10 protein-coding genes are annotated in these 12,758 nt (G+C 71.7%); 6 read left to right on the top strand and 4 right to left on the bottom strand.

Annotated features, from left to right (window positions below; translation table 11 throughout):
* The first annotated feature begins 182 nt into the window (after positions 1 to 182).
* Entirely contained in the window at positions 183 to 815 is a 633-nt protein-coding gene (locus tag ACGF2V_RS11870) for a hypothetical protein (RefSeq protein WP_362706524.1), read from the top strand.
* Between the two features lie 577 nt (positions 816 to 1,392).
* On the opposite strand, the gene ACGF2V_RS11865 is transcribed toward ACGF2V_RS11870, so the two are convergent.
* The gene (locus ACGF2V_RS11865; protein WP_362706522.1) at positions 1,393 to 2,229 is read right to left on the bottom strand and encodes an aldo/keto reductase; all 837 of its coding nucleotides are present in this window, start codon (positions 2,227 to 2,229) and stop codon (positions 1,393 to 1,395) included.
* A gap of 361 nt (positions 2,230 to 2,590) precedes the next feature.
* On the opposite strand from ACGF2V_RS11865, the gene ACGF2V_RS11860 reads away from it, so the two are divergent.
* On the top strand, positions 2,591 to 2,899 hold the full coding sequence (locus ACGF2V_RS11860) for a hypothetical protein (RefSeq protein ID WP_362706520.1): 309 nt from the start codon (positions 2,591 to 2,593) through the stop codon (positions 2,897 to 2,899).
* Positions 2,900 to 2,908: 9 nt separating this feature from the next.
* Positions 2,909 to 4,177 (top strand): glycosyl hydrolase family 8, encoded by a 1,269-nt coding sequence (locus ACGF2V_RS11855; protein ID WP_362706518.1) that lies wholly within the window; start codon positions 2,909 to 2,911, stop codon positions 4,175 to 4,177.
* A gap of 325 nt (positions 4,178 to 4,502) precedes the next feature.
* On the opposite strand, the gene ACGF2V_RS11850 is transcribed toward ACGF2V_RS11855, so the two are convergent.
* Together ACGF2V_RS11850 and ACGF2V_RS11845 are read right to left on the bottom strand one after the other, a co-directional pair.
* On the bottom strand, positions 4,503 to 6,302 hold the full coding sequence (locus tag ACGF2V_RS11850) for an AMP-dependent synthetase/ligase (RefSeq protein WP_362623549.1): 1,800 nt from the start codon (positions 6,300 to 6,302) through the stop codon (positions 4,503 to 4,505).
* 266 nt (positions 6,303 to 6,568) lie between these two features.
* On the bottom strand, positions 6,569 to 7,498 hold the full coding sequence (locus ACGF2V_RS11845; RefSeq protein WP_362706516.1) for a LysR substrate-binding domain-containing protein: 930 nt from the start codon (positions 7,496 to 7,498) through the stop codon (positions 6,569 to 6,571).
* A 119-nt stretch (positions 7,499 to 7,617) separates the two neighbouring features.
* On the opposite strand from ACGF2V_RS11845, the gene ACGF2V_RS11840 reads away from it, so the two are divergent.
* A complete protein-coding gene (locus ACGF2V_RS11840; RefSeq protein WP_362623544.1) occupies positions 7,618 to 8,712 on the top strand; it encodes a bile acid:sodium symporter family protein in 1,095 nt (364 codons plus the stop codon).
* 187 nt (positions 8,713 to 8,899) lie between these two features.
* Here ACGF2V_RS11840 and fdhD read toward each other — a convergent pair whose 3' ends face one another.
* A complete protein-coding gene (gene fdhD, locus ACGF2V_RS11835) occupies positions 8,900 to 9,748 on the bottom strand; it encodes a formate dehydrogenase accessory sulfurtransferase FdhD (RefSeq protein WP_362623541.1) in 849 nt (282 codons plus the stop codon).
* 310 nt (positions 9,749 to 10,058) lie between these two features.
* Here fdhD and ACGF2V_RS11830 point away from each other — a divergent pair, with 310 nt between their 5' ends.
* Positions 10,059 to 11,024, top strand: a complete 966-nt coding sequence (locus ACGF2V_RS11830; protein WP_362623538.1) for a beta-ketoacyl-ACP synthase III — start codon at positions 10,059 to 10,061, stop codon at positions 11,022 to 11,024.
* Between the two features lie 243 nt (positions 11,025 to 11,267).
* The gene (locus ACGF2V_RS11825; protein WP_362623535.1) at positions 11,268 to 12,449 is read left to right on the top strand and encodes an ROK family transcriptional regulator; all 1,182 of its coding nucleotides are present in this window, start codon (positions 11,268 to 11,270) and stop codon (positions 12,447 to 12,449) included.
* Positions 12,450 to 12,758: the final 309 nt, after the last annotated feature.

Below are 12,758 nucleotides of genomic sequence, written 5' to 3'. Positions count from 1 at the left end.
TTTTCAAGGGGGTTGATGAAGAATTCGCTGAGGCAGAAATGACATATGGCGTACCTCGTGTACTCCGATCGGAGTCCCGATATCGCCCTTCGACGTGTCCGGTATGACAGGTATGAAAAATCGTAAGTACTTTCATTCCGGGTCGACTGCTCAGCCGGCCTCTCTGAGACAGGAGAAGCGACATGGTTACTCGTTCGACGATGGTCACCGCAGCTGTCGCGGCCGCCGCGGCCGTGGCAGCCACTGGTATCACGTACGCCTCGGCCGCCACCCCCGAGCAGGTCCAGGCAGCCCCGGTCGTTCGGCAGGCCGCTCCCGTTTCGGTTCTCGAGGGCGGCGACGCAGGCAAGGGCGATGAAGGCAAGGGCAACGAGGACAGGGGCAACGAGGACAGGGGCGGCAAGCGCCACGAGGACCGCGGCTACGGCGGCCACCACCGCCACCACCACGAGGGCCGCATCCACATCAACGAGCGGACGTACTCCGACCGCCCGGGCGGCTGCGTGGTCGTGATCAGCGGGCTCGGTTCCAAGAGCCTCAACATCCGCAACGAGAGCCACCGGACCGTCGAGGTCTTCCGCGGCGTCACCTGCGACAACGGCGCCCCCATCGCCACCGTCGGACCGTGGAGCTCCAGCGACGGCGTCCATCCGGGCCGTGTCAAGGGCGGCGTGCGCGTGGAGAACGGCGTGGTCGGCAGCTTCCGTGTGATCGAGCACCATCGTGGCCACGGTCACGGCGGCGACTACGGGGACGACTACGACGAGGGCTACGGCGGCGACTACGACGACGAGGGCTACGGCGAGGAAGGGTGACGGTCGCGGCCCCGACGCAGTGACGATGGTCGCAGGCCCGACGTAGAACCCCGGCCCGCCGGAATCGGGCCGGGGTTCCAGTCAGGACATCCGGGATCGTGACCCCGGTCCCGGATGCCCACATCTGCAAACGCCTGACAAATACATCCACCTGCCTCGCCATACTAAAGCCGGACGGTGAGGCACTGCCAGCCGACCGCAGCGGCCACGCCGCGTGCGGCCATCGGCTCGCGGCACTCGGCCGCGGCCCCGGGCGGGGGTCGTGGCCGGGGCGGCCGAACGTGGTGCCGGCGCGGCAGACGCCGCCCACGTCCCGGCCGTCAGGTCCCGGCCGGTTGTGCACGGCCGGGCTCGGCGGATGCCGACCCCCCTCCCGGCGTTCTCGCCGCGGAGGGGTGAAGTCCGGGCGGCGCGGTCAGCGGTCCGCTCTCCCGACCCCGCCGTACCGGTACGCGGACGCCCTTGCGGCGCCGCGTGTCTCCAGGGGCGGGCCGTCGCCCGGTCGGGCGACGGCCCGCGTGGCCGTCCGGGCCGTGCTCCCCAAGGCCCGTGCGGTCACCGGCCGCGATGGCACCGCTCAGGCGCCGACGTTGAAGTCGGCCGGATCCGGGCCGAGGCGCTTGCCCTCGTCCAGTGCGGCGATCGCGGCGAGGTCGTCGGCGTCCAGCTCGAAGCCGAACACGTCGATGTTCTCGACGATCCGCGACGGCGTCACGGACTTCGGGATCACCACGTTCCCCGCCTGGATGTGCCAGCGCAGCACCACCTGGGCGGGTGTGCGGCCGTGCTTCCGCGCGATCGCGACGACGGTCGGCGCTTCCAGGAGGCCCTTGCCCTGCCCCAGCGGGGACCATGCCTCGGTCGCGATGCCGTGTGCGGCGTGGAAGGCGCGCGACTCGGCCTGCTGGAGCTGCGGGTGGAGCTCGATCTGGTTGAGCGCCGGTACCACGGACGTCTCGCCGAGCAGGCGCTCCAGGTGCTCCGGGAGGAAGTTCGAGACCCCGATGGCCCTTGCGCGGCCTTCGGAACAGATCTTCTCGAACGCCTTGTACGTGTCGACGTACGCGTCCTTCGCCGGCAGCGGCCAGTGGATCAGATACAGATCGACGTAGTCCGTACCCAGCCTGTCGAGCGAGGCGTCGAAGGCGCGCAGGGTGGAGTCGTACCCCTGCTCGCTGTTCCACAGCTTCGTCGTGACGAACAGTTCCTCACGGGCGACACCGCAGGCCGCCAGGGCCCGGCCGGTGCCCCTCTCGTTCTCGTAGATCGCGGCGGTGTCGATGCTCCGGTACCCGGACTCGATGGCCGTCGCGACCGCCTTCTCGGCCTCGTCGTCCGGAACCTGCCAGACACCGAAACCGAGCTGCGGCATCTCGACGCCGTTGTTGAGGGTGATGGAGGGGACCTTGCTCACGAGCGGTCGATCCTTACGTCGTCGGTCGGGATTCTCACCTTCAACGATCAGGGCGCGCCAGGCATTCCCCGGCGGCCCCGGCGCGATGGCGACCTGTCCGGTACGCGGTCCTTCCAGCGGACTGGTGGTCCGTCTGCCGCACGGCCGCCCGCGGAGGTCCGGCCCTGACGGACCGGCCCGTCGCGGCCCCGCTCACGCCCCGGTGGCCGTGATTCATGCCCGAAGTGTCCGGAATCCGGCGAACTCGCGTACGGCAAGAGATATTTGGGTCCGCGAGGGGCATTGACAGATCGTCCGCGAGGGAATCCCATGCAGTGATGGTTAGGAAGCTTTCCTAACGTGTATCTGGAAGGGAGCGTCCGTGCACGGTGACCGACCCCCACGTCGTACCGCTGCCGTACTCGCCGGTCTCAGTTGTCTGCTGCTGCCCCTGCTGGGGCAGGTGCCGAGGGCGTCCGCCGGCGCGGCGGCCGGTGATCCGGGCGGCGGGCCCGACTCCGCAGCCGCGACGGCCGCGGCCCCGTACGCGTACCCGGGCCGGGCGAACCCGCGGAAGCCGACCGACGTGATGGCGGCGACGGGCGGCTCGGGCACCGACGCGGACGCCTGCGACGGGGTGTCCCGGACCCCGCACGAGTTCACCAGGATCGTCGTCCAGTACCAGGGCTGAGGAGGTCCCATGCGTATCACCACCAAGAAGCTGACGGTCGGCGGGGCGGCGCTCGCCGCCGCCGGACTGCTGTTGCCCCTGCTCGGCACACCGTCCGCCTCCGCGGTGGCGGACGGCGCCGCCGCCGGTCCCGCCGTGCCTTTCGGCAGCCACACCTTCCCGTACGCGGCGGGAACGCTGAAGCCGTCCGGCTCGCAGTCCACGCTCGACCAGGCAGTGGTCAAGACGTACAACGCCTGGAAGTCCGCGTTCGTCAAGAAGAACTGCGGCAACGGCTGGTACGAGGTCGTCTCGCCGGACGCCGACCACCCCTACGTCGCCGAGGCCCAGGGCTACGGCATGGTCATCACGGCGACGATGGCCGGTGCCGATCCGGACGCGAAGACCGTCTTCGACGGCATGGTGAAGTACGTGCTCGCGCACCCCTCGGTCAACAACTCCAACCTCCTCGCCGCCGAGCAGAACTCCTCCTGCAAGAGCGTCAACGGATCCGACTCCGCGACCGACGGCGATCTCGACGTCGCCTTCGGACTGCTCCTCGCCGACAAGCAGTGGGGCTCGTCCGGCACTTACGACTACAAGGGCCTCGCGGTCAAGCGCATCAACGCCATCAAGAAGAGCGAGATCAACCCGACCACCCACCTCACGCTGCTCGGCGACTGGTCGGACTCCGGGGAGTCCCACCACTGGATGACCCGCTCCTCGGACTGGATGCTCGACCACTTCCGCGCGTTCAAGAAGGCCACGGGCGACAGCACCTGGGACACCGTGCGCACCGCCCACCAGAAACTGATCACGAGTCAGCAGTCCACGTACGCGTCGAGCACCGGGCTGTTGGCGGACTTCGTCGTCAACACCGACGGCACGGCCAAGCCCGCGCCGGGCGAGGTGCTCGAAGGGCCCAACGACGGCGACTACTCCTGGAACGCCTGCCGCGACCCGTGGCGCGTCGGCGCGGACGCCGTCACCGGAGGGGGCAGCGCCTCGCTCGCCTCGGCGCGCAAGATGAACTCCTGGATCAAGTCCAAGACGGGCGGCGACCCCAACAAGATCGTAACCGGCTACCGTCTCGACGGCAGCGCGTTCGACAGCGGTCACGACATGGCCTTCACCGCCCCGTTCGCCGTGGCCGCGCTGACCGACCCGGGTTCCCAGGCATGGCTCGACGCGCTCTGGAAGAAGATCGCGGGCACCTCGATCGACCCGGGCTCCTACTACGGCGGAAGCGTCCAGCTTCAGTCGATGATCGTCGCGTCCGGCAACTACTGGGTTCCCTGACGGAGCTCTGATGCGGGTCGCAACACTCACCACGGCGCGGAGGGGAACGGCGGCCCTCGCGGTGATGCTGCTCTGCGCCGGGCCGGTGCACGCGGCGCCGCCGTCCGCCGCCGCGACCGCGACCCGGTACGAGGCGGAGTCCGCGACGATCGTCCGCGGCGCCGTCGAGTCCGACCACACAACGGGAAGGAGCCGCCCGGCGCGGACAAGCTGTCGCGCGTCTCGATCACCTGAGGCCGGCCCGGTCACCCGAGGCCGAGGGGCGTCCCGTGCCGCCGGCGGGCGCGGTGCCGCACCGCTGGGGCACGGCACCGCGCACCGTGCCTCAGCGGTACAACGCGTCGACCTCCGCCGCGTACGCCTCCTCGATCGCCTTGCGCTTCAACTTGAGCGACGGTGTGAGCAGACCGTGCTCCTCGCTGAACGGACGCGCCAGTATCCGGAACGTGCGGATCGACTCGGCCTGGGACACCGCCGTGTTGGCGGCCACCACCGCGCGCCGGATCTCCGCCTCCAGGCCCGGGTCGCGCGCCAGTTCCTCCGGCCGGAGCCGCTCCCGGCCCCGCATGGCGAGCCAGTGCTCCACCGCGTCCTGGTCGATCGTGACCAGCGCCGCGACATACGGCCGGTCGTTGCCGACCACCAGACACTGCGCGACCAGCGGATGCGCCCGCACCCGCTCCTCCAGGCCGGCCGGTGACACGCTCTTGCCGCCCGACGTCACCAGGATCTCCTTCTTCCGCCCCGTGATCGTCAGATAGCCGTCCGAGTCGAGCGCCCCCAGGTCACCGGTGGCCAGCCAGCCGTCGCGCAGGACGGCCGCGGTGGCCTGCGGATCGCCCAGGTAGCCCGCGAACACATGGGCACCGTGCACCCACACCTCGCCGTCCTCCGCGATGTGCACCGTGGTGCCCGGGACCGGCTGCCCGACCGTGCCGTACCGGGTGCGCTCGGGCGGATTGGCGGTGGCTGCCGCGGTCGACTCGGTCAGCCCGTACCCCTCGTACACGGTGACCCCCGCGCCCTCGAAGAACAGTCCGAGCCGCCGGTCCATCCCGGATCCGCCGGACATGGCGTGCCGGATCCTGCCGCCCAGCGCCTCACGCACCTTCCGGTACACGACCTTGTCGAAGAACTGGTGCTGCACACGCAGTCCGGCAGACGGCCCCGGACCGGTGCCGAACGCCCGCGCCTCCATCGCCTCCGCGTACATGACGGCGACGTCCACCGCCTTGTCGAACGCGCCGGCCCGTCCCTCGGCCTCGGCCCTGCGCCGGGCGGCGGCGAAGACCTTCTCGAAGACGTACGGCACGGCGAGGACGAACGTCGGCCGGAACGAGACCAGGTCCGGCATCAGGACCTGTGCCGACAGTGCCGGCTGGTGGCCCAGCTTCACCCGGCCGCGGACCGCCGCGATCTCGACCATGCGGCCGAAGACGTGTGCCAGCGGCAGGAAGAGCAGGGTGGCCGCCTCGTCGCCCGGCCGGGAGCGGAAGGCCGACTGCCAGCGGGAGGCCATGGTGTCCGTCTCGAACATGAAGTTGGCGTGCGTGAGCACGCAGCCCTTGGGCCGTCCCGTGGTTCCGGAGGTGTAGATGACGGTCGCCACCGAATCGGGGGTCACCGCGCGCCGGTGGCGGTGCACGACCTCGTCCGCGACCCGGGCGCCCGCGTCGACCAGTTCGGCCACCGCGTCGGCGTCGAGCTGCCAGAGGCGTTTGATGCCGGGCAGCCGGTCGATCACCGACGCCACCGTCATCGCGTGGTCCTCGTGCTCGACCATGACGGCGGACACGTCCGCGTCGTGCAGCATCCAGCGGACCTGCTCGGCCGAGGACGTCGGATACACGGGCACGGACTGGGCGCCGACCGACCACAGCGCGAAGTCGAAGAGCGTCCACTCGTAGCGGGTGCGCGACATCAGAGCCACCCGGTCGCCGAACCGGACCCCGTGCGCGATCAGCCCCCTGGCCAGCGCCAGCACCTCGTCACGGAACGCCGCCGCGGTGACATCCCGCCAGTTTCCGTGTCCGTCCTTGCGGCCGAGGGCGATCCGGTCGGGCTCTTCCTCGGCGTATGCGAACACCACGTCGGCCAGTCCGCCCACGAGGGGAGCGGCAGCCATGGGTGGGACAGTGAAATCGCGCAATGACCTGCTCCTCGTGGCGCTTCGCACAGCGCCGCGACGCTACCCCAACGGGCGGCGCGGCGGGAGGGGCCCGGACCGGCGGACTCCATGGCCCGCCCACGGGCCGGCCACCGATATCCGGCCGGATGGGCAAGGCCCGGTCGGTCCAAGAGGCCGTCGCCGGTATCTCCACCGAATCCGTGCGCGACGGTCACTCACGTGCGGGGCGGATGCGCTCACGTTCGGGACGGACACGTTCACGTTCAGGACGGATGGGGCGGGCCCGGGTATGGGTCCCGGTCCGGCCGCTCCGGCGCACGGATCAGCCGGTCGGCGCCCGTCAGGATCGCCGCGGCCAGGGCGTCCGCGGCCTCCGGCGATCCGTCGGCCGCCGACGACCCGTCCCGGCGGCGGCCGTGCAGCAGGACGAAGTCCACGCCGCCCAGATCGGGCAGACCGGACCTGGCGGGCAGCGGCGCCAGACCGGGCGGAACCAGGCCGCGGCTGTGGGCCATCACGCCGAGCCCGGCACGGGCCGCCGCGATCAGACCGCTGAGGCTCGTACTCGTACAGGCGATCCGCCAGGACCTGCCGTGCCGCTCCAGGACCTCCAGGGCACGGGCCCGGGTGATGCCCGGCGGCGGGTAGAGCACCAGAGGAACCGGGCGGTCCGGGTCGATCCGCAGCCGCGGTGCGCCGATCCAGGTCAGCGCGTCGCGCCAGACGAGTTCCCCGTGCGTGTCGTCCGCGCGCCGCTTGGCGAGCACCAGATCGAGCCGCCCCGCCGCCAGCCGCTGGTGCAGGATCCCGGAGAGCTCCACCGTCAGCTCCAGATCGACCTCCGGGTGATCACGGCGGAAGGACTCGAGGATCTCCGGCAACCGCGTCAGCACGACGTCCTCGGAGGCCCCGAACCGCAACCGCCCCCGCAGCCGTGTCCCCGCGAAGAAGGCCGCGGCCCGTTCGTGGGCCTCCAGTATCGTCCGGGCGAAGCCGAGCATCGCCTCGCCGTCCGCGGTGAGATCGACCCGGTGGGTGTCGCGGGTGAACAACGGCCGCCCCGTCGCGTCCTCCAGGCGCCGCACGTGCTGGCTCACCGTGGACTGCCGCACCCCCAGCCGACGGGCGGCCTGGGTGAAGCTCAACGTCTGGGCGACGGCGAGGAACGTCCGAAGCTGCGTGGGGTCGTACATGAAACCCCAGGCTATCGCGGAGCGTGATGACAGTGAGAACAGTGTGCGGGTTTCCCGATCGCCTCGGCCGTCAGCAGGATGGGAGGGAACGAACGGATCCGAGAGAACGTGTGGAGCACATGAGCCGCCGCACCCCGAGGCTGCCGTCCTGGCTGCCGGTCGACCCGTACATCCTGGCGCTGATCAGCACGGTCGCGGTCGCGGTGATACTGCCCGCGTCGGGGGCCGTCGCGGACGTCGCGGGCGGCGCCTCGACGGGAGCGGTCGCGCTCCTCTTCTTCCTGTACGGTGCCCGCCTCTCCACCGCCGAGGCCGTCGACGGCCTCACGCACTGGAGGCTCCACCTCACCGTTGTGGCCTGCACCTTCGTTGCGTTCCCGCTGCTCGGGCTGGCGGCCCGAGGACTGGTGCCGTACGTCCTGACGCCACAGCTCCACAGCGGCTTCCTGTTCCTCTGCCTCGTCCCCTCGACCATCCAGTCGTCGATCGCCTTCACCTCCATCGCCCGCGGCAACGTGCCCGCGGCGATCTGCGCGGGCTCCTTCTCCTCGATCGCCGGCATGTTCCTCACCCCGCTGCTCGCCGCCGCGCTGCTCGGCCACAGCGGCGGCGGCTTCTCGGCCCACGCGCTGCTGAGGATCGGGGTCCAGTTGCTGCTGCCGTTCGTGGCCGGGCAACTGCTGCGCCGCTGGATCGGCGGCTTCCTCACCCGCCACAGGAAGATCCTCGGCCACGTCGACCGCGGCTCGATCCTCCTCGTCGTCTACACGGCGTTCAGCGAGGGCGTGGTCACGGGCATCTGGCACCAGGTCACCCCGGCCCGGCTCGGGGCGCTGCTCGGCGCCGAGGCGCTGTTGCTCGCGCTGATGCTCACGCTGACCTGGTACGGGGCGAAGCGGCTGGGGTTCGACCGGGAGGACCGGATCGCCATCCAGTTCGCCGGATCGAAGAAGAGCCTCGCCTCCGGGCTGCCGATGGCGAGCGTGCTCTTCGGCGCACAGGCGTCCCTCGCCGTGCTGCCGCTCATGCTCTTCCACCAGATGCAGCTGATGGTGTGCGCGGTGCTCGCCAAGCGCCGCTCGCGCGATCTGCCGGAGGCGGCCCCCGAGCGCGCGGAGACGCTCGTGGAGCCTGCGGAGACATCCGTGGCGCCGGGGACCGACGAGCAGCCGGGGCGGCGCGGCGGCGCGGTGACCGAGAGGACCGCGACATGACACAGGGCCCGGTGGCCGGACGGCCGTGACCGTGCGCCGGCAGGGCCGGGGCGGGGCAGCGCCCGGGGCGTGGGCGGCGAGGCTGCCGGCCGGCGGGGCGGGATCGGAACCCGGCCCTTCGGTGCGGGCAGATGCGCGCGGGCGCGGGGCGACGCGGATGCCGGCCCGCGGGACGCCCGGCGGCGTGTCAGTCCTGGCCGGCCGTCGGCTCCAGGACGATGCGCTGCTCGCCCGCGTACACGTTCATCGACGGTCCCCGCAGGAAGCCCACCAGGGTCAGTCCGGTCTCGGCCGCCAGGTCCACGGCGAGGGACGACGGCGCCGAGACCGCCGCGAGCATCGGGATACCGGCCATCACGGCCTTCTGGGCCAGCTCGAACGAGGCACGCCCCGACACCAGCAGGATCGTCCGGGACAGCGGCAGCCGCCGGTCGGTCAGGGCCCGGCCGACGAGTTTGTCCACCGCGTTGTGGCGGCCGACGTCCTCCCGGACGTCCAGGAGCTCGCCCGCCTCCGAGAAGAGCGCCGCCGCGTGGAGACCTCCGGTGCGGTCGAAGACCGGCTGCGCCGCCCGCAGCCGGTCCGGCAGGGCCGCGAGCAGCGCGGGCTCGACCAGGAGCGGGGGAGCGTCGGCGATCGGGTGCCGGGTGGTGGTGCGGACCACGTCGAGGCTCGCCTTGCCGCACAGGCCGCAGGACGACGTGGTGTACACATGGCGTTCGAGCGCGACGTCGGGGACCGGGACGCCGGGGGCGAGCCTCACGTCCACCACGTTGTACGTGTTCCCACCCTCCGCCGTCGCCCCGGCGCAGTAGACGATCGACTGCACCTCGGAGCCGTCGCCGACGACGCCCTCGCTCACCAGGAAGCCCGCCGCCAGCGCGAAGTCGTCGCCCGGGGTGCGCATCGTGATGGCGAGCGGCCTGCCGTTCAGCCGGATCTCCAGGGGCTCCTCGGCGACGAGTGTGTCGGGGCGCGCGGAGACCGCCCCGTCCCGGATGCGGATGGTGCGGCGGCGCTCGGTGACCCGTCCCATAGCCGTGAACCCGATTCTCGTCGTGCGGGGAGGCGGCCTCGACCGCCTCGTCGTCCTGTCGTCGTCCTGCACAGGGAGTCTGCCATCGAGGCCGTCGCCGCGTGCGCGCTGGTGGTGGCCGCCGCCCGGCGGCCCCGTTTCGCGGGCCCCGCGGCCCACGTCGGGGAGGTCCGGGGCCGGGCGGCGGGCGGGGCTGTGATCGAACCTCCAACGACCGCCTGCCATTCCTGTGGGAACACGTGTCCCCGTACCGGTCGGTAGCGACCAAGACTGGTTGGTTCCTGCCATACGTAGCGAGGGGAACCTGTACATGACCGGCTCACGTGTCGTGGCGCTCGGCCACTATCAGCCCGCCAGGGTGCTCACCAACGAGGACCTGGCGGCCATGGTCGATACCAGCGACGAGTGGATCACCAGCCGCGTCGGCATCAGGACCCGCCATGTGGGTGGCCCTGACGAGCCGGTCGACGAACTGGCCGCGAACGCGGCCGCCAAGGCGCTCGCCTCGGCGGGGCTGCGGCCCGCCGAGATCGACATGGTCCTGGTCGCGACGTCCACCGCCATCGACCGGTCACCGAGCATGTCGGCGCGGGTCGCTGCCCGGCTCGGCATGGCCTCGCCCGCGGTGATGGACATCAACGTGGTCTGCTCCGGCTTCACCCACGCCCTCGCCACCGCCGATCACACCATCCGGGCCGGCGCGGCCGAACGCGTCCTCGTGATCGGCGCCGACAAGATGGGGGATGTCGCGGACTGGACCGATCGCAGTACCTGCGTGCTCGTCGGTGACGGAGCCGGCGCCGCGGTCGTCGTCGCGGATCGCGGCGATGCGCGTGCGGACGGTGGGGGCCGGCCCGGGATCGGTCCCGTGCTGTGGGGATCGGTTCCGCAGATGGGGCACGCGGTACGGATCGAGGGCACGCCCCCGCGCTTCGCGCAGGAGGGGCAGTCCGTGTACCGCTGGGCCACCACCCAACTGCCGCCCATCGCCCGCAAGGTGTGCGACAAGGCAGGCGTCACGCCGGAGGAGCTGGCCGCGGTGGTGCTGCACCAGGCGAATCTCAGGATCATCGAGCCCATCGCCAGGAAGATCGGCGCGGTCAACGCGATCGTCGCCCGGGACGTCGTGGATTCCGGCAACACCTCGGCCGCCTCCGTCCCGATGGCCCTGTCCAAGCTGGTGGAGCGCGGAGAGGTGCACTCCGGCGACCCGGTGCTGCTGTTCGCCTTCGGCGGGAACCTGTCGTACGCGGGTCAGGTGATCCGCTGCCCCTGAGTCCGTGACCTCGCCCGCGAGGGTGCCGGGGAGGGGCGTCGTACCGGAGCCGGAAGGGCCCCGCGCCGGAACACGGCGCCACTCGGGTCGACGAGCCGACGGACCAACGGCTTTGTCCACGATGTGGAGAAAGTTGAGACGGATTCCGACGCGACTTCTTCCCACCCCCGGCAACCGCTGCTACGTTCCCCTCGAAAGCCCGGACGGACAGGCCGATGAGGCGGGGAGGGGCGCGTGAGACGCATGACGGCACGACCCGCGAACGCGCATCAGGCGCGGCTGCTCAGGCTGTTGCGCGACGGCGGCCCCCACTCGCGGGCGCAGTTGGGGGACCAGGTCGAACTCTCCCGTTCCAAGCTCGCCGTCGAGGTCGACCGGCTGCTGGGGACCGGACTCGTCGTGGCCGACGGGCTCGCCGCGTCCCGGGGCGGGCGCCGTTCGCACAACATCCGGCTCGACCCGCGACTGCGCTTCCTCGGCGTCGACATCGGGGCCACGTCCGTCGATGTGGCCGTGACCAACGCCGAGTTGGAGGTCCTGGGCCACCTCAATCACCCCATGGACGTGCGCGAGGGCCCCGTCGCCGTCTTCGAGCAGGTGCTCGCGATGGCGGCCGGGCTCCGGGCCTCCGGACTCGCCGAGGGCTTCGACGGCGCGGGCATCGGAGTCCCCGGGCCGGTCCGCTTCCCCGAAGGCGTACCGGTCGCACCGCCGATCATGCCCGGCTGGGACGGCTTCCCGGTCCGCGAGGCGCTCAGCCAGGAGCTGGGCTGCCCCGTCATGGTCGACAACGACGTGAACCTGATGGCGATGGGGGAGCAGCACGCCGGTGTCGCGCGCTCCGTCGGCGACTTCCTCTGCGTCAAGATCGGTACGGGCATCGGCTGCGGCATCGTGGCCGGCGGCGAGGTCCACCGGGGTACGACCGGCAGCGCCGGGGACATCGGCCACATACGGGTCGAACCCGACGGGCGGCTCTGCGCCTGCGGCAACCGGGGCTGTCTGGAGGCCCACTTCAGCGGTGCCGCGCTCGCCCGTGACGCGCAGGACGCGGCGCGGACCGGGCGGTCGGCGGAGCTGGCCGGCCGGTTGGAGGCGGCCGGGGCTCTCACCGCCGCCGATGTGGCCGCCGCCGCGGCCGCCGGTGACGCCATGGCACTCGGCCTGATCCGCGAGGGCGGCAACCGGGTCGGCCAGGTGATCGCGGGACTCGTCAGCTTCTTCAACCCCGGCCTGGTGGTGATCGGCGGTGGGGTGACCGGTCTCGGGCACACACTGCTCGCCAGCGTCCGGACCCAGGTCTACCGCCAGTCGCTGCCGCTGGCCACCGGCAATCTTCCCATCGTGCTGGGCGAGTTGGGGAACGCCGCCGGAGTCATCGGCGGGGCCCGGCTCATCAGCGACCACGTGTTCTCACCGGCCTGACCCCGGGCCGGTGGTGCATCCGCAGCACCGCCTCCATGCATCCGTGAGCCCGTACACCGGCGAAGCCGGACCCGTACAGCCGTAACGACCTGGGGACCGATGGGGAGCGGGCTCCCTATCGCCCCCAGGTCGTGAGCCCCCGCACCAGCGCACCCCGTACCCCCGCCCACCCGCACACCGGCGTACAGCGCAGGACCGCACCCGCCCGCCCCGCGACCGACACCCGTGCACACGCGTAGGCGCAGCGACGCACACATGCGTACGCGCGCACCCCGGTACCACCCCGCTCGCTCACCGGCCCTCCCCAAG

The organism is Streptomyces sp. NPDC047982, assembly GCF_043204165.1.
Lineage (GTDB): Bacteria > Actinomycetota > Actinomycetes > Streptomycetales > Streptomycetaceae > Streptomyces.
Note: the sequence above shows the minus strand (reverse complement) of the source record. Positions and strands in the feature narration are given on the sequence as shown.